A 25,940-nucleotide genomic window follows, 5' to 3' on the forward strand; every position below is an offset into this window, starting at 1 on the left:
CGTCGCCGGCTCAGTGCAGGAAGCCGGCCAGACGGGCCTCGATGTTGCGCGGATTTTCGCCCTGGGCGATCGCGATCAGGCCCTCGATCGCCAGCTCGCGCTCGCCGCTGCGGCGGCCGATCACGCTCTTGAGCTTGGAGGCGACCGGCAGGAAGAACAGGTTGGCCGAGGCGATGCCGTAGATCGTGGCGGTAAAGGCGGCAGCGATGCCGTGGCCGAGCTTGGACGGATCGGCCAGGTTCTTCATCACCGCGATCAGCCCGAGCACCGCGCCGACGATGCCGAGCGTGGGCGCGTAGATGCCCATGCCCTCGAACACTTTCGCTGCCGCCAGGTCCTGTTGTTCCTCGCCGTGCAGTTCGATCTCCAGCATGTGCCGGATCGCCTCCGGCTCGACGCCGTCCACCAGCATCTGCAGGCCCTTGCGCAGGAACGGGTCGCTCTGCGACTCGACGTAGGCTTCCAGGCCCAGTAGCCCCTGTTTGCGCGAGACGTTGCTCCACTCCAGCAGTTGCGCGATCAGTGCGCCGCGGTCGGCCGTGGGTGGGCGGATCGTCCAGCGCAGGATCCGCAGCGCGCGCTTGAACACGCTCGGCGGCGTGTGCAGCAGGATCGAGGCGAGCGTGCCGACGATCACGATCACGAAGGCGGCCGGCGACCACAGCGCGCCGAGCCCGGCACCCTTGAGGATGCTGCCGCCCACCAGGGCGGCGAGGGCGAGCGCGAGTCCGACGACGCTGAAAAGGTCCATGATCGCGATATCGGCGCGGGGCGCGGCGACTTGAGCCGCGCGCGGACGCTCAGGGTCCGCGCAGCGCGTCCACGTCGAGGATCAGCGCGAGCCGGCCATCGCCGATCAAGGTCGCGCCGGCATAGCCGGGCAGGCCGCGCAACGCGCGCGGCAGCGGCTTGATGACCACCTCTTCGCGCCCGCGCACTTCGTCGACGACCAGACCGAAGCGACTGTCGCCCCGCTGCAGCACCACGATGGTCAGCAACGCCGTTTCCAGTGCGGGCCGGTCGAGCCAGTGCCGCAGGTCGAGCAGCGAGAGCGTATGCGAGCGCCGATCGAGCGCGGCGCGGCCGTCGAACCAGTTGACCGTGCGCGCCGGTGCATGCAGCACTTCCTGCACGCGGGCCAGCGGCAAGGCATAGGCATCGCCGGCGGCGTGGACCAGCAGGGTCGGCAGGATCGCCAGCGTCAGCGGCACGCGCAGCGTGAAGCGGCTGCCGCGACCGAGTTCGGATTGCACCTGGATCTGCCCGCCGAGCTCGCGGATCCGCGACTGCACCACGTCCATGCCGACGCCGCGCCCCGAGATGTCGCTGACCTCGGTGCGTGTCGACAGCCCGGCCAGGAAGATCAGATGCAGACATTCCTCGGCATTCAGGCGCGCGGCCGACTCGGCGTCGATCAGGCCCTTCTCGCGGGCCTTGGCGCGCAGGCGCTCGGGATCGATGCCGGCGCCGTCGTCCTGGACCTCGATGCCGACGTAATCGCCCTGCTGCTGGGCGATCAGCCGGACCTTGCCGGCGCGCGACTTGCCGGTCGCCTCGCGCAGGTCCGGCGTCTCCACGCCGTGGTCGATCGCGTTGCGGACCAGGTGGATCAGCGGGTCGGCCAGCGCTTCGACCAGGTTGCGGTCGAGCTCGGTGTCGGCGCCGACCAGTTCCAGATCCACTTCCTTGTCGAGCGCGCGGGCGACATCGCGGGCAACCTTGGGAAAGCGCGAGAACACCTTGCCGACCGGTTGCATGCGCGTGCGCATGACCGCGCCCTGCAGGCGTGCGGTGGCGTTGTCCAGGGTGGCGACGGCGCGGTCGAGGTCCTCGTCACGCAATCGTGCGCGCAGTGTCTTGAGGCGGTTGCGGGCCAGCACCAGTTCGCCGACCAGGTCGACGATCGCGTCGAGCCGACGGGTATCGACGCGGACGGTCTGTTCGCGCTCGGCCGTTGCCTGCGCGGCGGCCGCTCTGGCCGGTGCCGGCGGCGCGCCGCGCGGTGCGGGGCCAGGTGGGGGCGCCACGACTGCGGCGGCGGGCGCTGGCGCCGCGCCGGGTGCATGCGCACCGTGCAGTTGGTCGAGCAGTGCCTCGAATTCGTCATCGTCGATCGTGTCGCCGCCCGCGGCCGGCGCGGCGGCGACCGGTGTGGCGCCCGGCGCAGCCTTGCCGTGCAGCTGATCGAGCAGGGCTTCGAACTCGTCGTCGTCGATCGGATCGTTCGGACCTGGTGCGGGCGCGGGAACCGATGCGCCGGGCGCCGCGTTGCCGTGCAACTGGTCGAGCAGCGCCTCGAACTCGTCGTCGTCGATCATCTCACCGCCCGCCGCAGACGCTGCGGCGACGGCCGGAGCCACGCGGGTGGCCGGGGCGGGCGCCGCGGGCGCCACGGTGTCGAGCGCGAAGCCGGCGATCAGAGCGGGCGGGGCATGCGGCACGTCGTCGCCGGTCTCGACCGCGTCGACCATTGCCTGCAGCCAGTCGAGCGACTGCTGCGCGGCGTCGAAGTGCCGCGGCAGCAGGGTCGCGGTGCCCGAGCGTGCGGCGCCCAGCGTTTCTTCCGCGGCATGGCACAGCTCCACCAGCGCGGTCGCGCCAAGGAAGCCGGCGCCGCCCTTGAGCGTGTGGAAGGCCCGGAAGACCGCGTTGAGCTGCTCGCGGTCGTCGGGCGTCTGCTCCAGCTCGACCAGTTGCCCGCCCAGGTCGACGAGCAGCTCGCGTGCCTCGAGCACGAAATCGGCAGCGATGTCGGGCGAGAACTGCATCGCTCAGAGTCCCAGGCGCGAGAGCAGGTCGTCGGCGTCGTCCTGGCCGACGGTGCCGGTGTCGAGCCCGGCGACTGCCGGTCCGGCGGCACGCAGGCGGTCGTTCTCGCCGTCGGCGGACGGCAGCCCGAGCGCGCCAAAGCCTTCGTGCACGCCGCGCACGATGCCGGCGACGCGGCGAATGATCTGCCCGCCCAGGTCCTGGTGGCTCTGCGCCAGCGCCATTTCGCGCAGGTTCTCGCGCAGCGCGTCGAGGGTCGCGGTCTGCGCGGCGTCCAGCGTGCCGGCGCGCAACTGCGCAACATGCGCGCGGCTGTCCTCGATCAAATCGAGCGTGCGGTGGGTGGCCTGCTCGGTCATCGTCACCACGTGGTCGAGGCGGGCACAGGCATCGTCGAGCCCGCCCTGCGCGGGGGCGGCCGGCAGGGTGTCGAGCGCCTGCGCCAGTTCGCGCGCCAGCCGGCCCAGGCCGTCGACGAGCGTGCGTGCGCGGGCGGCGGCGAGCGCGTCGACCTGCCGGCGCCAGCCGGCCTCGTCGCCGCGTTCGAGTGCTTCGAGCGCGTCATGCAGCAGCCCGGCGAGCTGGCTGCGATCGGTGGTCGCCGTGGCGGTGGCGGTCACGCTGCGCCCCCCAGGCGCTCGAAGATCTTGTCCAGCTTCTCCGACAGCGTCTGCGCGGTGAACGGCTTGATGATGTAGCCGTTCACGCCGCTCTGCGCGGCCTCGATGATCTGCTCGCGCTTGGCCTCGGCGGTGACCATCATCACCGGCAGCGCGCGGAACTTGGGATCGGCGCGGATCGCGCGCAGCAACTCGATGCCGGTCATGCCGGGCATGTTCCAGTCGGTGATGACCAGGTCGACCGCATCCTGGCGCAGCACCGCCATCGCGCTGTTGCCGTCCTCGGCTTCGACGGTGTTGTTGAAGCCCAGGTCAGACAACAGGTTCTTGACGATGCGGCGCATCGTCGAGAAGTCGTCGACCACGAGGATACGGATGTTCTTGTTCAAAGCGGGCTCCACGGGTGGGGCATCAGTCGGCGTTGCCGATGCCGGTATCTGCAAGTTCGAAGGTCGACAGGCGGCCGCGCAGGCGCACCACGGCCTGGCCGTGGATCTGGCACACGCGCGATTCGCTCACGCCCAGCACCGCGCCGATCTCTTTGAGGTTGAGTTCCTGTTCGTAGTACAGCGACAGCACCAGCTGTTCGCGCTCAGGCAATAGCTTGATCGCCACGGCCAGTTCCCGGCCGAACTCGCTGCGCACCAGGTGTTCCTGCGGCGTCGGCCCGCCGTCGCGATTGGCCGGCTCGACTTCGCCGTGGTCCTCGACGTGCGAGTCCAGGCTCAGCACCTGGCCGCGGGCGGCGTCTTCGAGCAGGCGTTGATAGTCGGCGAGCGGCATCTGCAGCTTGGCCGCGACCTCCTGCGCGCTGGCGGCGCGACCGCTGGCCTGCTCGATCTCGCGGATCGCGGCGGCGGCCTCGCGGGCGCGGCGATGGACCGAGCGCGGCACCCAGTCGCCGCGCCGGATCTCGTCGATCATCGCGCCGCGGATCCGGATCGAGGCATAGGTCTCGAACGACGCGCCCTGTTCGGCGTCGTAGCTGCGCGAGGCTTCGAGCAGGCCGATCATGCCGGCCTGGATCAGATCGTCGATCTCCACGCTGGCCGGCAGCCGGGCGGCGATGTGATGGGCGATGCGGCGCACCAGCTCGGCATGCACCACGACCGGGTCCGGCGCGCTGGCGCGCTGGACCGCCTGGTACTGGCGGGCGGCGGCGTTCATGCCGCCGCTCCCTGCCGCAGCAGGCGGTCGACGAAGAACTCGACGTGGCCGCGCGGCGCCGTCGGCGCCTGCCAGCGCGCGATGCGGCGTGCGATCTCCACCAGCGCCTGCGACGACGGGCTGCCCGGGTAGGCGCGCACCACCGCCTGCTGGCGCTGGACTGCGGCACGCAGCCATTCGCACTGCGGCACCGCGCCCAGGTAGTTCAGCGAGACGTCGCCGATGAAGCGCTCGCACACGCGCACGAGCTTGTCATACAGCGCGCGGCCCTCCTGCGGGCTGCGCACCATGTTGGCGACGACCTGGATCCGGTCGAGGCCGCGCTCGCGGGCGAGCACCTTGATCAGCGCATACGCATCGGTGAGCGAGGCCGGTTCATCGCAGACCACGACCACCGCGTCCTGCGCGGCCTGGCAGAAGGTCAGCACCGAGTCGGTGATGCCCGCGGCGGTATCGACCACCAGCACATCGAGATCGCGCTCGAGCTCGTTGAAGATGTTGACCAGGCCGGCATGTTCGATCGGACGTAGCTCGGCCATGTGCCGACGGCCGGACGCTGCCGGCACGATCAGCACGCCGGCCGGGCCCTCGATGATCGCCTCGTCGAGCGTGCAGCGCCCGGCGACGAGGTCGGCCAGCGTGAAGCGCGGCGACAGGCCCAGCAGCACATCGAGATTGGCCAGGCCCAGGTCCGCGTCGAGCAGCATCGTGCGCTGACCCATGCCGGCCAGCGCGATGGCGAGATTGGCCGACACGTTGGTCTTGCCGACGCCGCCCTTGCCGCCGGTGACGGCGAGGGTGCGGACGGGCGCGAACGGGGCGGGGGCGGGCAGGTCAGGCGACGGCATGCTGGGGCTTCTGGGCGTCGGGGTCGTGGAGATCGTGCGAGGGGACGATCGGCTTATCGGCATCGCGGCGAAGATCTTCAAGCCGCAATGCGAGATGGGCGGCATTGGCGCGATGCAGATCGTCGGGAATGCGCTGGCCGTCGGCGATCCAGGTCAGCGGCAGGGCGTGATCGACGGCGACCGACAGCACGCTGCCCAACCGCCCGGTCTCGTCGAGCTTGGTCAGCACCGCGCCCTGCGGGCGGGCGCCCTCGAAGCGGCGGACGACTTCGTCGAGGTCGGCGAAATGGGTGTTGGCCGGCAGCACGAGCAGGGTGCGGATCTGACGCGCGGCGCGCAGCCAGTGCAGTTGGCCGGCCAGGGCGCGATCGCGCTGGCTGAGCCCGGCGGTGTCGACCAGCACCAGGCGGTAGTCGCGCAGGCGCTGCAGTAGTTGGACCAGCCCGGTTTCGCTGTCGGCCTCGTGCACCGCGATGCCGAGCTGCCGGCCGTAGCTGTGCAGTTGTTCGCGGCCGCCCACACGCACGGTGTCGGTGGTCACCAGCGCCACGTCGCGGGCCTGGTGGCGTGCGACGTAACGCGCGGCGAGCTTGGCGATGGTCGTGGTCTTGCCGGCGCCGGTCGGGCCGACCAGCGCGATGACCCCGGCCTCCTCCAGCGGGTCGATCGGGCAGATCGGCAGGCGCTTGGACAGCAAGGCAAGCATCAGCCCGCGGACGCGGTGGGCCGGGGTGTCGGCCGGCACCTGCAAGGCGACGTCGCGGGTGATGCCGGCATCGAAACCATAGTCTTCCATCAGTTCCATGACTTGGCCGCGGGCCGGGGAACCGCGCAGGCGCTCGTCGGTCAGGCGCGCCATCTCGCGCTCGATCATCTGCCGCATCTGCACCAGTTCCTCGCGCATCTGCGCCAGCTCGCCGTCGCTGGTCGACGTCGGTGCCGGCGGTGCGGGCACGGCGACCAGCGCAGGCGACGCGGCAGCCGGCGCGCTCGGCGTCGGAGCGTGTGCGATGGGCGCGCGTGCGCTCGGGGCGGCCACGTCCTGCGCCGGTGCGGTCGGCTCGGGCGATGTCCGCGACGGAATCCCGTCGTCTTCCGCGTGCAATGCCGGTGCTGGCGCTCGTCGGCGACCGAGCAATTCGGCGAACGACGGAAATCCGGCGCCGGCGTCCGCGATCTCGGTGTGCAGGGCCTCGGCGACCGCCGCGGGCGGCGTATCGGCAACCACCGCGCTGGCCGCCGGCTGCGGCGATACAGCCTTCTCGTCCGGTGCCAACGCCCGCAGCCAGCGTTCGGCGGGCGAGTCGTTGCGGCTGTCTGCGGCCTGTGCCTGCGGTGGTTCGCTCGATGCGGCGGCTGGCGTGTCGCGCCGCTGGGCGTCATCGAGGGCGCGTTGGACCACGCTCTCGTCGTAGTTGCTGGCCGCGACAATCTCCACGCCTTCGTCGGTGCGGCGATTGGACAGGATCACGGCATCGGGGCCGTGCGCGGCCCGCACCATCTGCAGGGCGCTGCGCATATCGGCGGCGACGAAACGGCGGATGTTCATGGGCGGTGGCCGGACATGGAGAAGGGGGCATGGAGCAGGGCGAAGACGCGCGCATCGCGTCGGCCTTGGGGTCTGGGGTGTGGTGTGTGCATCGTGCGTTCTCCGTGGCGGGGCATCGCGTTCACGCGCCCCGGGTCCCTACAACCCGATCCCGCGCCTCAACTGATCGTCCCCAGCAACTTGAGCCGCTTGTCTTCGGGGACTTCGGTGTAGGCGAGCACCGACAGGGTCGGGACGCTGTGCCGGACCAGGCGCGCGAGCGCGGCGCGGACCTGGCCGGGGACCAGCACCACCGCCGGTTCGTTCCTGGCCTCCTGCTGGCCGGCGCAGTCGGCCAGGCTCTGCTGCAGGCGTTCGGCCAGGCCCGGCTCCAGCGCAGCCCCGGTCCCTTGCGCGGAATCCTGCAAGACGCGTTCCAGCGCTGGCGCCAGCGTGTAGACCGGCAAATCAGGTGCCGGGCCGGCGATCTCCTGGACGATAAAGCGGCCCAGCGCGGTGCGGACCGCGGCGGTGAGTTGAGCGGGGTCCTGGGAGTGCGCGGCGTGCTCGACCAGCGCCTCGGCGATGCGGCGCAATTGCCTGACGGGAATGCGCTCGACGAGCAGGTTCTGCAGCACCCGGACCACCACCGCCAACGGCAGCGCCTTGGGCGTGAGGTCCTCGGCGAGCTTGGGCGCGCTGCGCGCCAGGGTCGCCAGCAGTTGCTGGACTTCCTCGTGCCCGAGCAGTTCCGGCGCCTGTTCGCGGACCAGGTGCGAGAGGTGGGTCGCGACCACGGTCGCCGGATCGACCACGGTGTAGCCCGAGGCCTCGGCCTGGGCGCGCTGGATCGGCAGGATCCACAACGCGTCGAGCCCGAACGCCGGGTCCTTGCCCGGAATGCCCTCGATCGGCTGCAGCGCGCCGCCCGGATCGAGCGCCAGCAACCGGTCGGGATGCACCTCGGCGGTCGCCACCGGCACGCCGTGGACCAGCAGCCGATACGCAGTGGGCGCCAGTTCGAGGTTGTCGCGGATGTGCACCGGCGGAATCAGAAAGCCGATGTCCTGGGTGAGCTTGCGGCGCACCGCTTTGATCCGCGCCATCAGTTCGCCGCCCTGGGCCTTGTCGACCAGCGGGATCAGCCGATACCCGACCTCCAGGCCGAGCGGATCGACCGGGCGCAGATCGTCCCAGCCGAGCTCGGCGTTGGTGGTCTGCTCGGGCGCGGGCAACGCGGCGTCGGGGGCGGCCGCGGCGCGCTCGGCCGCCAGGCTGCGATTGCGCATCGTCCAGGCGCCGTAGCCGACCACGGCGGCCAGGCTCAGGAAGGCGAGGTTCGGCATGCCGGGCACCAGCCCGACCACCAGCAGGATGACCGCCGCGATCGCCAGCGCCCGGTACTGGCCGAACACCTGGCCGGTCACCGCGCCGCCCATGTCCTGGGCGCGCGAGGCGCGGGTGACCAGCAGCGCGACCGCCGAGGACACCAGCAGCGCCGGCAGCTGCGACACCAGGCCGTCGCCGATCGACAGCAGAGTGTAGGTCGCCGCCGCATCGCCGAACGGCATGCCGTGCTGGAGCATGCCAATCGCCAGCCCGCCGACGATCGTCACGAACAGGATCAGGATGCCGGCGATCGCATCGCCGCGGATGAACTTGCTGGCGCCGTCCATCGCGCCGTAGAAGTCGGCTTCCTGGCGGACTTCCTCGCGCCGGGCCTTGGCTTCCTCGCGGGTCAGCAGGCCGGCATTGAGGTCGGCGTCGATCGCCATCTGCTTGCCGGGCATCGCATCGAGGATGAAGCGTGCGGTCACTTCCGAGACCCGGCCGGCGCCCTTGGTGATGACCATGAAGTTGATGATGGTCAGGATCGCGAACGCGACGATGCCGACCGCGAAGTTGCCGCCGACGACGAATTCGCCGAACGACTCGATCACGTTGCCGGCCGCGCCCGGGCCGTTCTGGCCGTGCAGCAGGATCACCCGCGTGGAGGCCACGTTCAGCGCCAGGCGCAGCATCGTGGTCATCAGCAGCACGATCGGGAAAATGCTGAAGTCCAGCGGGCGCTGCACGTAGACCACCGCCAGCAGCACCACCAGCGAGATCGCGATGTTGAAGCTGAAGAGCACGTCGAGCACGAACGGCGGCAACGGCACCACGACCATCGCCAGCAGCGCCAGCACCAGCAACGGCGCCCCCAGCCCGTGGCGCAGCATGTCGAACAGGCGCTTGGGGCCGGACTGCATCACCGCGCTCATGGCCGCGCCCCGGTGCCCGGCGCGTCTTCATCGACCTCCACCGCCGACAGCTCGGGGTAGGGCTGGCCCGGCGCCCAGCTGCGCAGCTGATACACGTAGGACAGCACCTGGGCGACGGCGGCGTAGAGCTTCACGGGAACTTCCTGACCGATCTGCGCCTCCCGATACAAGACCCGTGCCAGCGGCGGCGCGGCGACCAGCGCGATGCGGTGTTGCTCGCCCACGGCGCGGATGCGCAGCGCCATCTCGTCGACGCCCTTGGCGATCACCTTCGGTGCGCGCATCGCCTCGCCTTCGTACTTGAGCGCGACCGCGTAATGCGTGGGATTGACCACGATGACATCGGCGCCGGGCAAGTCTTCCATCATCCGCCGCTGCGCCATCTGCTGCTGCAGCTGACGGATGCGGCCCTTGACCTCCGGACGGCCCTCGCTTTCCTTCATTTCCTCGCGCAGTTCCTGCCGCGTCATCTTCAGCTTCCGGCGCCAGTTCCATTTCTGGTACGGCGCGTCGAGCAGCGCCAGCAGCAGCAAGGCCGCGGAGGTCGCCATCAACATCCACAATGCGAAGCCGAGGCCGGCGCCGGCAGCGGCCTCGAGCGGCTGGTCGAGCATGCTGCGCAGGCGATGCAGCCCGGGCCACAGGAACAGCGCGGCCGCGGCGCCGACCAGGACGACGCGCAACAGCGATTTCAGCAGTTCGGCCGCGCCCTCGGGCCCGTAGATGCGCTTGAGGCCAGCCAGCGGATTGAGCTTCTTCAGGTCGGGGACCAGCCCCTTGGTCGAGGCATTGAGTCCGCCCATCAGCGCTGGCGCGACCAGGCAGGCGAGCAGCAGCACCAGCAGCAGCGGGGCCAGCAGCCACAGGAAACCGAGCATCAGCTGGCCGGCATGGCCGAACAACATCTGCGGCGACTCGAGCATCGCCAGGTCCGGGGTCAGCGCCGCGCGCATCCAGTCGAGCGCGCGGGCCGACAGGCCACCGCCGGTGGCCAGCAGCATGCACACGCCCGCACCGAACACCGCCACGGTCGACAGTTCGCGCGAGCGCGGGACGTTGCCCTTCTCGCGCGCATCGCGCAGTCGTTTTTCGCTGGGCTGTTCGGTCTTTTCCTGACCGTCTTCGTTCTCGGCCATCGTTGCCGGCGTCGCGGGTGACGGGCTGCACGCTGCAAGTCACATGCCGCGCCTGGCGGTGCCGCGCTCCGCCGACCGCTCAGCGTCCCAGCGGCACCCGCGCGGCGGCGTCGAAGGCCAGGTCGAACAGCCGCTGGATCGGCGGGCCGAGTTCCCCGGCCAGCACCGCGATCAGCAGCAGACCCACGAGCACCGAGATCGGCAACCCGAGCTGGATCGGGTTGAGCGCCGGCGCGGCGCGCGACAGCACGCCGAAGGCGAGATTGACCGCGAGCATCGCGACCATGACCGGCAGCGCCAGCGAGACCGCGCCGCGCAGCACCAGCGCGAAGAACTCGGGGGCGACGCGCAACGTGGCCTCGAGCCCGGGCAGCGCGGTGCCGATCGGCAGCGCCTCGTAGCTGCGTACCAGCAGCGCGACCAGCGCGAGGTGGCCGTTGGCGGCGAAGAACAGCAGGCCGAAGGCCAGATAGAACCACTGGCTGATGATGCCGGAGTTGACCCCGCGCATCGGGTCGCTCATCTGCGCGAACGACAGGCCGGTGCCCTGGGAGATCAATTCGCCGGCCAGCGCGCCGGCCTCGAACACCAGCCGCAGCATGAACCCCATCGCCGCGCCGACCGCGAGCTCGCGGGCGATCGACAGCACGGTCGCGGCATCGAAGCCGGTCCAGATCGGCGGTGCGGGCAGAATCGGCGCCAACGCCAGGCTCATCGCCAGCGCGACCATGACCCGGATTCGCGCCGGCAGTGCGCGCGTGCCGATCATCGGCATCGCCATCAGCAGCGCGCCTACCCGCAGCGCGGTCCACAGCAACGCGCCGATCATGCCGAAGGCCGCCTGGCCGTCGATCGCCATCTGCGTGGCGGCATCCATCAGCGGGGACCTGCGCGCATTGCCGCGATCAGCCGATCAGATGCGGGATGCTGTGGAACAAGGTCGTCGTGTAGTCGACGAGATAGCCGATCAGGAACGCGCCCAGCGCGAACAGCGCGGCGGTGAGCGCGACGGCCTTGGCGACGAACGCGATCGTCGGCTCGTTGATCTGGGTGGCGGCCTGCAGCACGCCGACCACGACGCCGACGACCAGCACCGTCGCCAGCAGCGGGCCGCCGACCCACAGCGCCACTTCGAGGCCGCGACGCAATTCGGTGAGCGCGAGTTCGGGGGTCATGGCAGGTTGAAACTGGCCGCCAGCGTGCCGACCGTCAGCACCCAGCCATCGACGAGCACGAACAGCAGGATCTTGAACGGGGCGGAGACCAGCATCGGCGAGAGCATCATCATGCCCATCGACATCAGCACGCTGGCCACGACCAGGTCGATGATGATGAAGGGGATGAAGATCAGAAATCCGATCTCGAACGCGGTCTTGAGTTCGCTGGTGACGAACGAGGCGACCAGTACCTGGAACGGCACCTCGTCGGGGCCAGCGTAGGTGTCGTGTCCGGCGAGGCCGGCGAAGGTCATCAGGTCGGTTTCGCGGACCTGCGCCAGCATGAAGCCGCGCAGCGGCGCGGTGCCCAGCTCCCAGGCGGTGCGAAAATCGATGCGGCCGTCGAGATAGGGCCCAAAGCCCGCATTCCAGGCCGATTCCCAGACCGGTGTCATCACCAGCGCGGTGAGAAACAACGCCAGGCCGACGAGCACCTGGTTGGACGGCGTCTGGCCGGTGCCCAAGGCCTGGCGCAGCAGCGCGAGCACCACGATGATGCGGGTGAAGGCGGTCAGCACCAGCAGCATCGACGGGATCAGCGTGATCGCCGTCATCAGCAGCAGGGTCTGCAGCGGCAGGCTGACCGGCGCATCGCCGATCTGGCCGACGGTCACATCGGGCAAGGCGGGCAATTGCGGCGCGAGCGCCGGGGCAGCGAGCGCCAGCATCGGCAGCAGCAGGCACAGTGCACCGGCGAAGCGCGCAAGCAGGCGGGAACGGCGGGCCATATCAGGAGTCCTTGCGCAGCCGCTGGGCGAGCAACTGCCTGAAGTCGGGAAGCGATTTGAACGTGGGCATCGCCAGCGGCGGCGCTTCGGCCAGCGGTGCGGGCAGCACATGCAGCGTGCGCACACCGCCGGCACCAATGCCGACCAGCAATTGCTCGCCGCCGACCTGCAGCACCGCGGCGCGCTCCTTGCCGCCGAGCGGAATGCTGGCGACGACCCGCAGGCCGTCGGCCTGGCGCAGGCCGCTGCCGGGCAGGCGCTTGAGCAGCCAGGCCAGGCCAAGGATCAGTCCGAGCACCAGCACCAGCGCGACGAACGCGCCGCCCAGACCCGGGGCCTGCGGCGCATGGCTGCCGATCGGCATCGGTGTCGGCTGACCGAGGCTGGCGGCCGGGATCGCGGCGGCAGGCGCCACGACTGCGGTCTCGGTGGGCGTTGCCGAAGCGGCCGGTGCGGCGTCGGTCCCCATGTGCGCGACCCTGTCGACGCGGGGCGCCGGCGCGGGCGCCGCGGTTGCCGGGTCGGGCGCGGCCGACAGCGCCGCCGCCCGGCCGGTCGCCGCGGCGGCGGGGAAGGCGCCGGCGACGATCACCGCAGTCTCCGGATCCGTTCGCTGGGGCTGACGACGTCGGTCAGGCGCACGCCAAAGCGGTCGTTGATGACGACGACTTCGCCGTGCGCGATCAACGTGCCGTTGACGTAGACATCGAGCGGTTCGCCGGCGCCGCGCTCTAGCTCCACCACCGAGCCGCGGTTGAGTTGCAGCAGGTTGCGGATCGGCATGCGCGTGCGGCCGACTTCCAGCGACAGCGCGACCGGCACGTCGAGGATGACGTCGAGATTGAGGTCGGCGGCATCGTCGGCGCGCTCGGCGTGCAGGTCGTCGAAGCGTGCGGGCTCGGCCGTGGATGCGGCGGGGTCCTGGGGATTCATGCGGGCAGGTCCTGGACGGGGGCGGGGCGGGGGGGCTGGGTGCCGGGCGGGCGTGTGTCGGTGATCTTCACCACGTTGCAGCCGCCGGCGGTGCCGAAGCGGCCAGTGAAGACCGGGATGTCCTCCACGCAGATCGGCACCTCCTCGGGCAGCTCGATCGGCAGAATGTCGCCGACCTTCAATCGGGTCAGACGGCGCAGGTCGATGGTGCGTTTGGCCAGGATGCTCGACACCGTGACCTCGGCCGACATCAGCTGCTCGCGCATCGACACGTTCCAGCTTTCGTCGCGGTCGACGCGGTCGCTCTGGATGCCGGCATCGAGCAGTTCGCGGATCGGTTCGAGCATCGAGTAGGGCAGCGTGATGTGGATTTCGCCGCCGCCGCCTTCCAGTTCGACGTGGAAGCGGCTCACCACCACGTACTCGCGCGGCGTGACGATGTTGGCGAAGTGCGGGTTGATCTCGGAGTTGATGTACTCGCACTCCACATCCAGCACCGGCGCCCAGGCCTCGGCCATGTCGGCGAAGGTCTGGCGCAGCATCAGCTGGATCACGCGCATCTCGGTCGGGGTGAACTCCCGGCCTTCGATGCGGGTCGGGTAGCGGCCGTCGCCGCCGAAGAAGTTGTCGACGACCGCGAACACCAGCTTGGGCTCGAACACGATCAGGCCAGTGCCGCGCAGCGGCTTGAACTTGATCAGGTTGAGGTTGGTCGGCACGTAGAGCTGGTGGAGGTAGTCGCCGAATTTGATCAGATCGATGCCGCGCACCGACAGGTCGGCCGAGCGGCGGATCAGATTGAACAGGCCGATCCGCCACAGCCGCACGAAGCGCTCGTTGACCATCTCCAGCGTCGGCATGCGCCCGCGGATGATGCGGTCCTGGCTGGCGAAGTCGTAGGTCCGCGCCTCGCCCGGATCGGCCTGCGGCTCGGTGTCCACCGCGCCCGAGTCGACGCCGTGCAGCAGCGCGTCGATCTCGTCCTGCGACAGCAGGTCGTTGGGATTCATGCCGCTCGCCTCACTGGGTCACGAAACTGGTGAACAGCAGCGCCTCGGCGCGCGGCTTGCCGGTTTCCTCGGTCATCAGCGTCTGCACCTCCGAGAGCGCCTGCGCGCGCAGTGCCTCCTTGCCCTGGCGCGTGGCCACGGTGCCGGCGGTCTGCTGTGAGAACAGCATCAGCAGTCGCGCGCGCAGCGCCGGCTCGTGGTGCTGGAGCTGGGCGACATCGAGCGGATCGCGGGTAACCAGTTGCACCTCGACCTGCAGGTAGCGCGGCCCCTCGTTCTCGTCGTCAAGGTTGACGACGAACGGTGGCGCCATCGGCAGGTACTGGGCCTGCGCCGGCAGCGTGGGTTTCGGTGCGCCGGGATGGTTGCGCAGGTGCAGCGCCGCGGCGCCGCCGGCCGCCGCCAAGGCAAGCAGCACGAGGCCGCCGAGGATCGGCCACAGCAGCTTGCGCCGCTTCTTGGGAGGAGACTTGGGTTGGAGATCGGCAGCGGCAGCCACGGGGCGGGTCCGAGAAAGAATGCCTGCCCTCCGATGCAATCGCCGTGCCGTTCTCGCGACGGCGCGCCGTCGCGCGGCGCGTGTGTGTGCATGAGCGTGGACGTTCGCACCATGGCAGCGCGCGGTGCGCATTACGCGTGACGCAGCGCCGCGGACGCGCTGCGCCGCGACGTCAGGCCGTTGCGGGATCGACGCCTCGCCTCAGGCGTAGGCGTCGAGCAGGCCGATCCGCCGGGCCGTCGGGGTGGGCGCCGGCAGCGCGTCGGCGCCGGCGCCTTGCGAGGTCTCGGATGCCGGATAGCCGGCCGGCGACGACATTCCGTCGCGTGCGTCCGAGCCGCCGTCGTGGCCGACGCCGGCATGTGCGAGCTGGAAGCCGTGTTCGCCGAGCAGGTCGCGCAGCCGGGGCAGGCCTTGTTCGAGTGCATCGCGGGTCTGCGCATGCGGACTGATGAAGTCGGCGGCGATGCGATCGCCGTCGAGTTGCAGACGCACCTCGATCGGGCCCAGATCCTGCGGCGTGACGCGGATGCGGGCATGGCCGATTTTCTGGCCGGCCATCCATTCGAGCTGGGCGCCCAGTTGCGCCTCGAAATCACCGCCCTGGACATCGGGCGTCGGCAACGGGGCATCGAGCAGCGGCGGGGGTGCGCGCATAACCGGCGCCGGGGCGCCCGGCAGCGCGAAGGCGATCGGCGTGGGCGTCTCACGGGTGTCGGCCGCAGGCTCGCCGCTCGCTGTCGCCGCGGCGAGGTCGGCGGCTGCGATGGCCGCGAGCGCGCCCTGGTCGCCGGACGCAGCATCGGGTGACAGCGCGCGTGCGGACGTGGGCGGCGGGACCAGCGTCGTCGCTGCGGTGCTCGACGATGCCGGCTGCGGCGTCAAGGCCTCTGGCGCTGCCGCAGTCTCGGCCGGTGGTTCGGCAAGCGGGACCGCGGCCAGGCCCGGCAGCGCGGCCAGGCCCGCGGGCGGCCACGGCATCGGATCGGTGGGCACCGGTTCGGTCCCGATTGCGGCGGCCGGATCGCGGTCTTCGGGCGCGGGTACGGTGTCGGACGACGCCGTGGCATCGACCTCTTCAGAAGGACGGTCGTCGCTCCGCGCCTGGGGGGCGCGGCGCTGCGCCGAAGCGTCGGCGCTGCGTTGCGCCTGCCGCCGCTCGAGCGCGCGGGCGAACCCGTCCTCGCCGCTGGCGGCGCCAGTCGCCGCGCCGGGGCCGCGTGCGGCCGCGGATGTCGCGCCGATGCCGGTGGTCGCGGTGGCCGCCAGTGGGGTCATGCGTCCTGTGCCTCGGCCGCGGCGAGGCGCGCGCGACGCGCGCCCAGGTCGTCGAGTTCGCGCTGCGAGCGGCGCTCGTCGACCTGGCGCTCCTGCGCGCGATAACTGGCCGCCAGTTGCTCGAGCACCTGCTTGTCGCGACTGGCCAGCAGCAGCCGGCCACGCTCGAGCTCGACCGTCTGCCGGCTCTGATCGACCGTGCGGCTCTGCTGCTCGACGGCGCTTTGCAGACGCTCGAGGAACGCGCGGCGGTTGGCGAGCTGGGCCGGGCTGGTCGCGGCGAGCTGGCTGTGCGCGTACTCGTCGGCATAGCGGCGCAACTCGGCCAGGCGGGCCTCGTGCTCGTCGAGCGAGGACTGGCGCTGGGCGAGCACGCGCGCCACGGCGTCTTCCTGGTCCTGGGCGCGGCTGAGCAGTGGATCGATGCGACGGGACTGTTTCATGCGGCGGGTTCCTCGGGTTGCAGCAGGCGTTCGAGTGCCTCTCGGCTGTGGTGCAGATCGGCGGCGCGCGCGATGTCCTGGCCCAGGAAGCCGACGATCTGCGGCCAGCGCGCCAGCGCCTCGTCGACCGCCGGGTCACCGCCGCGCTGGTAGGCGCCGATGGCGATGAGGTCGCGGTTGGCGTTGTAGGCACTGACCAGGCGCTTGAGTGCGCGGATGCGGTCGCGCCAGTCGACGTCGGCAATCTCGGTGACCACGCGGCTGACCGATGACTCGACGTCGATCGCCGGATACAGGCCGGCATCGGCGATCCGGCGCGAGAGCAGGATGTGGCCGTCGAGGATCGCGCGCGCGGCATCGGCGATCGGGTCCTGCGGATCATCGCCCTCGGTCAGCACGGTGTAGAACGCGGTGATCGAGCCGCGGCCCTTGGCGCCATTGCCGGCGCGCTCGACCAGGGCCGGTAGCTTGGCGAACACCGACGGCGGATAGCCGCGCGTGGTCGGCGGCTCGCCGACCGACAGGCCGATCTCGCGCTGGGCCTGGGCAAAGCGGGTCAGCGAGTCCATCAGCAGCAGCACGTTGAGGCCCTGGTCGCGGAACCACTCGGCGATCGCGGTCGCGCGATAGGCGCCGTGCAGGCGCGCCAGCGGCGGTCGGTCGGCCGGGGCGGCGACCACGACCGCACGTCGCAGGCCCTCCTCGCCGAGCGTGGTCTCGACGAAGTCTCGCACCTCGCGGCCGCGCTCGCCGATCAGGCCGACCACGATCACATCGGCCGAGGTGAAGCGGGTCATCATGCCCAGCAGCGTCGACTTGCCGACGCCCGAGCCGGCGAACAGGCCCACGCGCTGGCCGCGGCCGATCGGCAGCAGCGCGTTGATCGCGCGCACGCCCACGTCCAGGGGCTGGGTGATCGGCTCGCGCGCCAGCGGGTTGATCGATACGCCGGCCATGCCGACCGTGCCTTCGGCGCGGATCGGGCCCTTGCCGTCGAGCGGCACGCCGTCGCTGTCGATCACCCGCCCGAGCAGGCCTTCGCCGATCTCCACGCCACCGCGGCGCTGCAGCGGCACGACGCGGGCATTGGGCAGCAGGCCGTGCAGTTCGGCGCTGGGCATCAGCGAGGTGCGCTCGCCGGCAAAGCCCACGACCTCGGCCTCGACCCAGCCGCCATCGGCGACCTCGACGCGGCAGGTCGCGCCCATCGGCGCCTCGCAGCCGACCGCCTCGAGTGTCAGTCCGACCGCGCGACGCAGGATGCCCTCGCGGATCAGCCCGCGGCCTGCCGCCGGATCGGGACCGGTGGTGTCCAGGCGCGCGGCCAACCGCAGGTTGCGTGCGGCCAGCCAGTCGGCAGGATCGGCGCGGGGCAGGGGGACGCTCATCCGCGCGTCCCGGCGCGACGCAGTACGGTGTCCAGTGCGCCGCGCAGCCGCGCCTCGAGGCTGCCGTCGATGCGCACGCTCGGCGCATGCACGCGCAGGTCGCCGCGCGCCAGCGCCGGATCGGCGACCAGGCGGGTTTCGTCCGGCAACGCCAGCAGCGGTGTCAGCGAGGCGATGTCGTCGGGATGCAGGCGCACCTCGACCTCGCGCGCCGCGCCGCCGACTGCGTCGACGGCTTCGGCGACGAGTTCGGCCAGCAGTGTCGGCTCGGCCTCGTAGGCCCGGCCGACCAGACCGCCGGCCACGCGCACGGCCAGTTCGCCGAGCGCGGCGACGACTTCGTTTTCCAGCCGCGCCAGCGGCCGCGAGAAGTTGTCGAGGATGCCCTCGATCTGCGCGGCCAGCCGGCGCATTTCCGCCTGCGCCTGCGCCAGGCCTTCGGCGCGGCCTTGGGCCAGGCCCTCGGCACGGCCTTCGCGCTGGGCGTCGTCGCGGATGCGCTGGATCTCCTCGAGCGAGGGCGGGCGCGGCAGTTCGGCCGGGACTTCGACCGCCGCCGGCGCAGGAGCGGCGCGCGCGTCGAGCGCCGGTGCCAGCCAGCGCACCGCGCCGCTCATACCAGCGCCTCGGCGTTGCCGCCGCCCAGCGTCAGCGCGCCCTCATCGGCGAGCCGGCGCACGATGGTCAGGATCTCCTTCTGCGCCGATTCCACGTCCGACAGCCGGACCGGCCCGCGGGCTTCTATGTCCTCGATCAGGATTTCGGCCGCGCGTTGCGACATGTTGCGGGTGATCTTCTCGCGCACCCGCGGATCGGCGCCGCGCAGCGCGATGCCCAGGCGATCGCCCGAGACTTCGCGCAGCACGATCTGCAGCTCGCGATCGTCGAGCTCGATCAGATCGTCGAATACGAACATCAGGTCCTGGATGCGCTGGCACAGCTGCGGGTCGATCTTGCGGATCGCGCCCAGCAGGCCCTGGTCCTGGCCCGATTCCATGAAGTTGAGAATGTTCGCCGCGACCTTGACCCCACCGACCGCCGACGACTTGAGGTTCTGGTTGCCGGCGAACTGCCGTTCCATGATCTCGTTGAGTTCGTTGAGCGCATTGGGCGGGATGCCGTCGAGCGTGGCGATGCGCAGCAGCACGTCGGCGCGGGTGCGCTCGGGCATCAGCTTGAGCGCATCGGCGGCCTGATCGGCGTCGAGATGCGACATCACGATCGCGATGATCTGCGGGTGCTCGTGGCGCACGAGATCGGCGATCGCGCGCGGGTCCATCCATTTGAGTGTGTCCAGGCCGGTGGTGTTGCGCCCGAGCAGAATGCGGTCGATCAGACTGCCGGCCTTGTCGGCGCCTAGCGCCTGCACCAGCACCGCGCGGATGTAGTCGTCGGCGCCCACGCCGAGCGAGGTCTGCCGTTCCAGCGCGCCGTGGAAGTCGTCCATCACACCGGTGACCTGCTCGCGGCTGACCGGCCCCATGGTCGCCATCGCCAGGCCGAGCTTCTGCACTTCCTTGGCGCCCATGTGCTTGAGCACTTCGGCCGCGTCGGCCTCGCCGAGCGAGAGCAGCAGCACCGCGGCGCGCTGCACGCCGGTCATTTCGCCCAGATCAGGTGGTCGCTTCATCGCCCAGCCATCCCTTCACCACCTGCGCCACGCGCTTGGAATCCGTCTTCACCGCTTCGCGGGCCTGTCGCAGGCGGTCCTCGTAGGCATCGGACGGCAGCGCGATCGCCGCCTGGGCATGTGCCGTTCCGGCCAGTGCGCCGATCTGCGCGATGTCGTCGGCGAGTGCCGGCAAGGCCTCGTCGTCGAGCAGCACGACCTCGGTGGTCTCCGGGTCGGTGGCGCGCCGGGGCTTCGCCGACGGCCCGGTGATCTGACGCACCGCCGGACGGACCACGCCGAACAGCAGCGCCAGCACCACCAGCGCACCAAGTGCGATCCGCGCGATGTCGCGCAGCATCGGCTGCTGCCACCACGGCAGGGCACCCATGTCGTCGAGTGTCTCGCGCACGAATGGTGCGTTCATCACCGACACCACATCGCCGCGGGTCTCGTCGAAGCCGACCGCCTGGCGCACCAGCGCTTCGATGCGCTGCAGTTCGGCTGCAGTCAAGGGCTGCAACGTGGTCGCACCGTCGGCGCCGGTGCGCGGCACGTGGTCGACCAGCACCGCGGCAGTGACCCGGCGGATCCGGCCGCCCGGCTGGCGGGTGTGGCTGAGCGTGCGGTCGAGCTCGTAGTTGCGGGTCGCGCTGCGCGATGATTCGCCCGCGCTACCCGCGGCCGCGGCGACCGCCGCATCGACCGGCGCCGGGTTGGCGGCGGTGTCGGGCAGGTTGCTGGTCGCACCCGGAATGCCCTGCGGACCCGCGGGCGCGCTGTTCTCGCTGGTCTGTTCGCTGCGCAGTTTTGGCGGCTCGGCGTTGTAGAGCTCGCGCGCCTCTTCGCTGACCGAAAAATCCATGTCCACGGTGACCTCGGCATTGACCCGGCCGACGCCAGTCATCGGCTCGAGCAGTTCGCGGATGCGTTGGTTGAATGAAGTCTCCTGGCGCCGCGCCTGCTCGAACTGCTGCGCGCTCATCGCCGCGTCCGGGTCCTGGCGGCTGTCGCTGAGCAGGCGACCGTTCTGGTCGACGATGGTGACTCGCTCGGGCGCGAGGTCGGGGATGCTGGAGGCGACCAGGTGCACGATCGCGTCGACCTGGCCGCGCTCAAGGCTGGCGCCGCCGCGCAGCTCGAGCACCACCGAGGCGCTGGCGGCCTCGCGCTGGCGGGTGAAGGCGCTGGGCTTGGGGATCGCCAGGTGCACGCGGGCATCGCGCACCGGGCGCAGCGCGGCGATCGTGCGCACCAGTTCGGTCTCCAGCGCATGCTGGTAGCGCGCAGTCTCGACGAACTGGCTGACGCCGAAACCCGGATCGCGCTCCATCAGTTCGAAGCCCAGGCGACCCGACTCGGTCAGCCCGGAGCCGGCGAGTTTCAGGCGGGCGTCGTGCACATTCTGCTCGGGCACCGAGATCGCACCGGTCGCCTGGTCGATGCGGAACGGGATCTGCGCGGTGCGCAGCAGGTCGGTGGCCTCGGCCGTGGCCTTGGCGTCGAGGCCGGCGTAGAGCGGCACGTAGCCGGGCGTCTGCGACCAGAAGAACACGATCAGGCCGCCGGCGATGGCCGCGGCCAGCAGCAGCATCTTGCCCAGGCGACGGGCGAGCTGCATCTTCTCCAGCCGGTCGAGCACCTCGACCGCCTTGCCGCCGGCCTTGTCGGCGTTGAAGACATCCTTGGGAAGCGGGATCGCCATGGCTCAGTCGGTCTCCGGTGCCGTCACAGCGGCATGTTCATGACGTCCTGGTACGCCTGTACCAGTCGGTTGCGCACTTCCACAGTGGCGCGGAAGGCCACCTGCGATTGCTGCGAGGCCACCATCACCTTGGCCAGGTCCGCGCCGGGTTCGCCGAGCTCGAACGCGCGCACCAGCGCGCCGCTGCGCTGCTGCGCCGTGTTCACGCCTTCGATCGCGTTGCGCAGCGTCGCGCCGAAGCTCGGACTCGCCGCGGCTGCAACACCGCCCGGCGCCTGCGCGCCGCCCAGGCCCTGGACCGGGATCGCATCCGAGCGCGCGGCATCGGCGGCGATCGTCTCGCGCGCCTGCGCCATGCCGGGCATTTGGCCCTGGTAGCTGCGGATCTGCGAGAGGATCGAATTGACCGAATGGCTCATGGGGGCGGGGTGTCGGAAGCCTGCCGGGACGATGCAAGTCGCGTGCCGCAGGCTTGGCAGCGGTGGCGCCTGAAAGCCGGCGCCGCGCCCGATGCGCGTGTCGCCCGCACGACCAGGGCGCAGGCGTCCGGCTCAGGCCTCGAGGATGCAGCGCAGGGCACACAACGCAGGTGTCCTTTGCGTTCGACGACGCTGGCACGCTCGGCCGACGGGCGCAGCGACGCTGCCACACCGGCGCTGCGCCTCGTCGGCGCGCTGTGACCGTGCCTTGCGCGCCGCTCAGGCGGCCAGTTCGCGCTCGATGCCGTACTTGCGCAGCTTCTCGGCCAAAGTGGTACGACGCAGTCCGAGCAACTGCGCGGCGTGCGCGACGACGCCGTCGCTGCGCTCGAGCGCCTCGCGGATCAGACCCAGCTCGATCCGCGCCATGTGGTCGCGCAGGTCCAGCCCGTCTTCGGGCAACTGCGCAGGCTCGGCCGCGTCCGCGCCCGCCACGGGCGCTTGGGCCTCCGCCATCGGCGCGGCGGGCGCGGCCGGCGTCTCGATCAGATGCTCGCGGTAGCGTTGCGGCAGGTCCTGCACGCGCACCGTGCCGCCCGGGTTGAGGACCGCCAGGCGTTCGACCAGGTTGCTCAACTCGCGCACGTTGCCCGGCCACGCATAGCCGGCCAGGGCGTCGAGCGTGTCGGCCGCGAAGCGGATCTCGCCGCGGCCGTTGCGCGCCAGCTGACCGGCGATCGTCGCGATCAGCTCGGGCAGGTCGTCGCGTCGCTCGCGCAGCGACGGCATCTCGATCGGGAAGACATTGAGCCGGTAGAACAGATCCTCGCGGAACTGACCCTCGCCGATGCGCGCCTCGAGGTCGCGGTGGGTGGCCGCGATCACGCGGACGTCGCAGCGGATCGACTGGTTGCCGCCGACGCGCTCGAAGCAGCGTTCCTGCAGCACGCGCAGCAACTTGACCTGCATCGGCAGGCTCATGTCGCCGATCTCGTCGAGCAGCAGCGTGCCGCCCTCGGCCATCTCGAAGCGGCCCTTGCGCGCCGACAGCGCCCCGGTAAACGCGCCTTTCTCATGGCCGAACAGTTCACTTTCGAGCAGTTCGGCCGGGATCGCGCCGCAGTTGATCGCCACGAACGGGCCATCGCGGCGGGCCGAGCGCTGGTGGATGGCGCGCGCGGCGACCTCCTTGCCGGTGCCCGATTCGCCGAGCACCAGCACGGTGGTGTCGAACGGCGCCACCTGGTCGATCATCCGCCGCAGGCGACGGACCGGCTCGCTGCTGCCGGTCGGTCCGAAGCCCTGATCGGTCGAAGCCTGCCGGTCGGCATCGATGCGCCTGAGGCTGGCGATGCGCAGCAGGTTCTCGAGCTGGGCGTGGCGCAGCGGCGATTCGAGCGTCCACACTCCGGCCTCGTGCAGGTCATGCGCGGCGGCGAACGTCGGCGCCTCGCCGTCGATCAACAGCACCGGCGGCGCGATCCCGGCCTGGCCCAGCCAGCCGAAGAACGCGGACGCGGCGGCATCGTCGGCGGCGATGTCGCCGACCAGCACCGCGACCCAGTCGCTCGGCCGGTGGCGCGTGGTGGAGATCTCGCCGGGCTCGGCGACCCAGCGTGGGCGCAGGTCCATGAACTCGAGCAGCGTGCACAGCCGTTCGGCACGGTCGCCGTCGGCATCGATGACCAGGAGGCGCGGCTCGCTCACGACTGTGCTCCCGGCTCGCCCTGCGGATGGCGCAGGCTTTCGAGGATCTGCATGACTTCCTGGATGTAGGACAGCTTGCTGACGAAATTGTCGGCACCGGCGCGCGTGGCGTGTTCGCGGTGCTCGGCGTCATCGAAGTGGCTGGCGATCACGATGTAGGGCGGGTCGTCCTGCGCTTTGATCAACCGTGCGGCCTGCAGGCCGCCCATCTCGGGCATCGCCAGGTCCATCAGCACCACGTCCGGGCGCAGCGCCTCGGATTGCGCGATCGCCTCCAGGCCGTTGCCGGCGGTGCCGACCACGTCCAGCCAGTCCAGCCGGCGCAGGTGACGAAGCGCGGCGTTGATGAAGCCGTCGTGGTCGTCGACCAGCAGTACTTTGATCTTGTCCATGGGCAGTCTCAGGCCGTTCGGGCCAATGGCGCGGACGCCGGTGCACGGCGCAGGCGCGCGGGCGGAATGTCCAGCTGTTCGCGGTACTTGGCAACCGTCCGGCGCGCGATGTGCACGCCTTGTCGTGCGAGCAGCGCAGCGATCGCGTCGTCGGCCAGCGGGCGGTGGCGCGGCTCGGCCTCGATCAACCGCCGCACCATCGCCCGGACGGCGGCGCCGGAGACCTCCGCGCCTTCCAGGCGGACTGCGAAGAAGCGCTTCATCTCGATCGTGCCGCGTGGTGTCTGCAGGTACTTGCCGGTCGTGATCCGCGACACCGTCGATTCGTGCATGCCGATCGCCTCGGCGACCTCCTTGAGCGTCAGCGGCGCGATGGCTTCCTCGCCCCGGGTCAGGAACGCAGCCTGGCGTTCGACCAGCACGCGCGCGGTGCGCAGCAGCGTGTCGTAGCGCATCGACAGGCCGCGTGCGAACCAGCGCGCTTCCTGCAGCAGTTCGCGCATCGGCGCAGCGGCCTCGCCGCCGTCGGCGAGCATGCGTTCAAAGCCGGCGTTGATCGTCACGCGCGGGGTGGTGAGCGGATTCAATGCGACGCGCCAACCGGCATCGGCATGCCAGACCACGACATCGGGCACCACCGCGTTATCGGCGATGGGGGCGCCGACCTCCGCCGGACGGGGATCGAGCTTGCGTATCAGCGCGATCGCCTCGTGGACGTCCTCGGGGACGCGTTCGAGACGCCGCGCGATCGCGTCGATATCGTGCGCGGCCAGCAGGTCGAGCGCGCCCTCGACCAGACGCCGGGCCAGCGGGCGGCCGGGCACGCGGCCGGGCAGGGCGTCGAGCTGCGCCAGCAGACCCTCGCGCACGTCGCGGGCGGCAATGCCGGCCGGGTCGCCGGCCAGCAACCGCTGGCGCACCGCCTCGGCCTGCGCCAGCGAGCAACCCAGCTGCACCGACGCACGTTCGGCGAGTGCGTCGGGCGCTGCGAGCAGATAGCCGGCCTCATCGCAGTGGGTCAGCCAGAATGCGGCGATCGCCAGCTGCGCGTCCGGCAGCTCCAGCGCCAGGCGCTGTAGGATCCGCCAGTGCGGGTCGCTCGAGGCGTCGGCCGCGATCCGCTGCAGGCCGTCGTCCTCGCCGCTCCAACTGGCGCCGCGGACCTCCCACATCGTGCTGTCGGGCAGTTCGTCGAACGCCGCGACCTCGACCCGGCCGTCGGGCAGGGGGTCGGCGTCGGTCGGCGCGGGCGCAGCGGTGGGCGCCTCGTCGAGCTCGAGCATCGGGTTGTGCGCGAGCACGCGGCGCACTTCCAGTTCCAGTTGCTGGCCGTCGAGCTGCAGCAGACGGATGGACTGCAGCAACTGCGGTGTCAGATGCAGCTGCTGACCGAGCTGCAGCGAGGCGGAGGCCTTCATGTCGGAATCCCGTCGCGCTGGAGGACAGCGCGTGCAGGCATCGTGAAGGCGGCGTGACGGGAATGCGATCGGGCAGTTCCCCACACGGGCCGGGGATCGCCTGACGGCTGTCAGGGTTTCCCTGACGCGCGCGTCGGCGCGGGTGCCGGAATTCTGGCGCCGCCGCGCCTCAGTCGCCGGCCGGTCGCTGTCGCGCGGCGAGCAGCACCAGATCGTTGGCGCGTCGGCAGCCGAGCGTCTCCATCATGCGCGCGCGGTGGGTCTCCACGGTCTTGACGCTGATCGCCAGCTCGGCGGCGATCTCCTTGCTGCTGCGCCCGCGGCCGATCAGGTCGAGGATCTGTTGCTGACGCCTGGACAGCGCATCGACGCCGCTCTGGACCGGACGGCCGAACATCGGCGCCATCAGCCGCGACGACAGCCGCGGGCTGAGATACAGATCGCCGGCTATCGCCGTGCGCAGTGCCAGCTCCAGTTCCATCGGCGCGGCGTCCTTGACGATGAAGCCGGCCGCGCCGCGTTCGATCGCGCTGCGCACGTGCTGGGCGTCGTCGTGCATCGACATGATCAGCACGCGGGTAGCGGGCAATTGCGCGTGGATCGCGACCATCGCCTCGATGCCGCTGCGGCCGGGCAGCGAGAGGTCCATCAGCACCAGGTCGGGGCGATGGGCCAGGCTCAGTGCCAGCGCTTCGTCGGCACTGCTGGCCTGTGCGCACACATCGACCTCGTCGAAGCCCTGCAGCAGCCGGTCCAGGCCGGCCCGTACCAGCGTGTGGTCATCGACGATCAGTACGCGCACCAGTCCAGTCCCCTCCTGGCCGCCGTGAGGGGCCACCCCGGTGGACAGGATACGTCAGCCGGG

Annotated in this window: 27 protein-coding genes; all 27 read right to left on the bottom strand. The window is 70.9% G+C overall.

The features are described 5' to 3' along the window. Positions 1-10: 10 nt before the first annotated feature. Positions 11-751, bottom strand: a complete 741-nt coding sequence (locus tag MNO14_RS07810) for a flagellar motor protein (RefSeq protein WP_241946120.1) — start codon at positions 749-751, stop codon at positions 11-13. 49 nt (positions 752-800) lie between these two features. Continuing rightward, the gene (locus tag MNO14_RS07815; protein ID WP_241946121.1) at positions 801-2,768 is read right to left on the bottom strand and encodes a chemotaxis protein CheA; all 1,968 of its coding nucleotides are present in this window, start codon (positions 2,766-2,768) and stop codon (positions 801-803) included. 3 nt (positions 2,769-2,771) lie between these two features. Further along, entirely contained in the window at positions 2,772-3,389 is a 618-nt protein-coding gene (locus MNO14_RS07820) for a protein phosphatase CheZ (protein ID WP_241946122.1), read from the bottom strand. Further along, the gene (locus tag MNO14_RS07825; protein ID WP_241946123.1) at positions 3,386-3,778 is read right to left on the bottom strand and encodes a chemotaxis response regulator CheY; all 393 of its coding nucleotides are present in this window, start codon (positions 3,776-3,778) and stop codon (positions 3,386-3,388) included. The genes MNO14_RS07820 and MNO14_RS07825 overlap by 4 nt, the downstream gene beginning before the upstream one ends. 22 nt (positions 3,779-3,800) lie before the next feature. Continuing rightward, positions 3,801-4,556 carry an RNA polymerase sigma factor FliA gene (locus MNO14_RS07830; RefSeq protein WP_241946124.1) on the bottom strand — a complete coding sequence of 252 codons (756 nt, stop codon included), beginning with the start codon at positions 4,554-4,556 and terminating at the stop codon, positions 3,801-3,803. After that, positions 4,553-5,404, bottom strand: coding sequence for a MinD/ParA family protein (locus MNO14_RS07835; protein ID WP_241946125.1), 852 nt, complete (start codon positions 5,402-5,404; stop codon positions 4,553-4,555). The genes MNO14_RS07830 and MNO14_RS07835 overlap by 4 nt, the downstream gene beginning before the upstream one ends. Then, complete coding sequence (flhF, locus tag MNO14_RS07840) at positions 5,391-6,953, bottom strand: flagellar biosynthesis protein FlhF (RefSeq protein WP_241946126.1); 1,563 nt, start codon at positions 6,951-6,953, stop codon at positions 5,391-5,393. The genes MNO14_RS07835 and flhF overlap by 14 nt, the downstream gene beginning before the upstream one ends. Before the next feature lie 158 nt (positions 6,954-7,111). Then, positions 7,112-9,193 carry a flagellar biosynthesis protein FlhA gene (gene flhA / locus MNO14_RS07845; RefSeq protein ID WP_241946127.1) on the bottom strand — a complete coding sequence of 694 codons (2,082 nt, stop codon included), beginning with the start codon at positions 9,191-9,193 and terminating at the stop codon, positions 7,112-7,114. Beyond that, positions 9,190-10,329 carry a flagellar biosynthesis protein FlhB gene (flhB, locus tag MNO14_RS07850; RefSeq protein WP_241946128.1) on the bottom strand — a complete coding sequence of 380 codons (1,140 nt, stop codon included), beginning with the start codon at positions 10,327-10,329 and terminating at the stop codon, positions 9,190-9,192. The genes flhA and flhB overlap by 4 nt, the downstream gene beginning before the upstream one ends. Positions 10,330-10,408: 79 nt before the next feature. Next, positions 10,409-11,206, bottom strand: a complete 798-nt coding sequence (gene fliR / locus MNO14_RS07855; protein ID WP_241946129.1) for a flagellar biosynthetic protein FliR — start codon at positions 11,204-11,206, stop codon at positions 10,409-10,411. Between the two features lie 28 nt (positions 11,207-11,234). Next, entirely contained in the window at positions 11,235-11,504 is a 270-nt protein-coding gene (locus MNO14_RS07860) for a flagellar biosynthetic protein FliQ (protein WP_183426883.1), read from the bottom strand. Beyond that, entirely contained in the window at positions 11,501-12,214 is a 714-nt protein-coding gene (gene fliP, locus MNO14_RS07865) for a flagellar type III secretion system pore protein FliP (RefSeq protein WP_241946297.1), read from the bottom strand. The genes MNO14_RS07860 and fliP overlap by 4 nt, the downstream gene beginning before the upstream one ends. A gap of 61 nt (positions 12,215-12,275) precedes the next feature. Next, on the bottom strand, positions 12,276-12,638 hold the full coding sequence (gene fliO, locus MNO14_RS07870) for a flagellar biosynthetic protein FliO (protein ID WP_241946298.1): 363 nt from the start codon (positions 12,636-12,638) through the stop codon (positions 12,276-12,278). Between the two features lie 224 nt (positions 12,639-12,862). Then, a complete protein-coding gene (fliN, locus tag MNO14_RS07875; RefSeq protein WP_241946130.1) occupies positions 12,863-13,207 on the bottom strand; it encodes a flagellar motor switch protein FliN in 345 nt (114 codons plus the stop codon). Beyond that, on the bottom strand, positions 13,204-14,217 hold the full coding sequence (gene fliM / locus MNO14_RS07880) for a flagellar motor switch protein FliM (protein ID WP_241946131.1): 1,014 nt from the start codon (positions 14,215-14,217) through the stop codon (positions 13,204-13,206). Before fliM ends, fliN begins: the two co-directional genes overlap by 4 nt. Before the next feature lie 10 nt (positions 14,218-14,227). Then, on the bottom strand, positions 14,228-14,716 hold the full coding sequence (locus MNO14_RS07885; RefSeq protein ID WP_241946132.1) for a flagellar basal body-associated FliL family protein: 489 nt from the start codon (positions 14,714-14,716) through the stop codon (positions 14,228-14,230). A gap of 201 nt (positions 14,717-14,917) precedes the next feature. Beyond that, positions 14,918-15,994: a flagellar hook-length control protein FliK gene (locus MNO14_RS07890; protein WP_241946133.1), complete on the bottom strand. Its 1,077-nt coding sequence runs from the start codon at positions 15,992-15,994 to the stop codon at positions 14,918-14,920. Beyond that, complete coding sequence (fliJ, locus tag MNO14_RS07895) at positions 15,991-16,437, bottom strand: flagellar export protein FliJ (protein ID WP_241946134.1); 447 nt, start codon at positions 16,435-16,437, stop codon at positions 15,991-15,993. The genes MNO14_RS07890 and fliJ overlap by 4 nt, the downstream gene beginning before the upstream one ends. Beyond that, positions 16,434-17,825 (bottom strand): FliI/YscN family ATPase, encoded by a 1,392-nt coding sequence (locus MNO14_RS07900; RefSeq protein ID WP_241946135.1) that lies wholly within the window; start codon positions 17,823-17,825, stop codon positions 16,434-16,436. Before MNO14_RS07900 ends, fliJ begins: the two co-directional genes overlap by 4 nt. Further along, entirely contained in the window at positions 17,822-18,442 is a 621-nt protein-coding gene (locus tag MNO14_RS07905) for a FliH/SctL family protein (RefSeq protein WP_241946136.1), read from the bottom strand. The genes MNO14_RS07900 and MNO14_RS07905 overlap by 4 nt, the downstream gene beginning before the upstream one ends. Next, the gene (fliG, locus tag MNO14_RS07910; RefSeq protein ID WP_241946299.1) at positions 18,439-19,428 is read right to left on the bottom strand and encodes a flagellar motor switch protein FliG; all 990 of its coding nucleotides are present in this window, start codon (positions 19,426-19,428) and stop codon (positions 18,439-18,441) included. The genes MNO14_RS07905 and fliG overlap by 4 nt, the downstream gene beginning before the upstream one ends. A 10-nt stretch (positions 19,429-19,438) precedes the next feature. Beyond that, a complete protein-coding gene (gene fliF, locus MNO14_RS07915; protein ID WP_241946137.1) occupies positions 19,439-21,139 on the bottom strand; it encodes a flagellar basal-body MS-ring/collar protein FliF in 1,701 nt (566 codons plus the stop codon). 23 nt (positions 21,140-21,162) lie between these two features. Then, on the bottom strand, positions 21,163-21,558 hold the full coding sequence (fliE, locus tag MNO14_RS07920) for a flagellar hook-basal body complex protein FliE (protein ID WP_241946138.1): 396 nt from the start codon (positions 21,556-21,558) through the stop codon (positions 21,163-21,165). Positions 21,559-21,837: 279 nt separating this feature from the next. Continuing rightward, a complete protein-coding gene (locus MNO14_RS07925) occupies positions 21,838-23,265 on the bottom strand; it encodes a sigma-54 dependent transcriptional regulator (protein ID WP_241946139.1) in 1,428 nt (475 codons plus the stop codon). Further along, complete coding sequence (locus MNO14_RS07930) at positions 23,262-23,657, bottom strand: response regulator transcription factor (RefSeq protein WP_241946140.1); 396 nt, start codon at positions 23,655-23,657, stop codon at positions 23,262-23,264. Before MNO14_RS07930 ends, MNO14_RS07925 begins: the two co-directional genes overlap by 4 nt. Positions 23,658-23,665: 8 nt before the next feature. Further along, positions 23,666-25,075 carry an RNA polymerase factor sigma-54 gene (gene rpoN / locus MNO14_RS07935; protein WP_241946141.1) on the bottom strand — a complete coding sequence of 470 codons (1,410 nt, stop codon included), beginning with the start codon at positions 25,073-25,075 and terminating at the stop codon, positions 23,666-23,668. 169 nt (positions 25,076-25,244) lie between these two features. Continuing rightward, positions 25,245-25,877 (bottom strand): response regulator transcription factor, encoded by a 633-nt coding sequence (locus tag MNO14_RS07940; RefSeq protein ID WP_241946142.1) that lies wholly within the window; start codon positions 25,875-25,877, stop codon positions 25,245-25,247. Positions 25,878-25,940 lie beyond the last annotated feature (63 nt).

The sequence above is a fragment of the Luteimonas sp. S4-F44 genome (genome assembly GCF_022637415.1).
Lineage (GTDB): Bacteria > Pseudomonadota > Gammaproteobacteria > Xanthomonadales > Xanthomonadaceae > Luteimonas.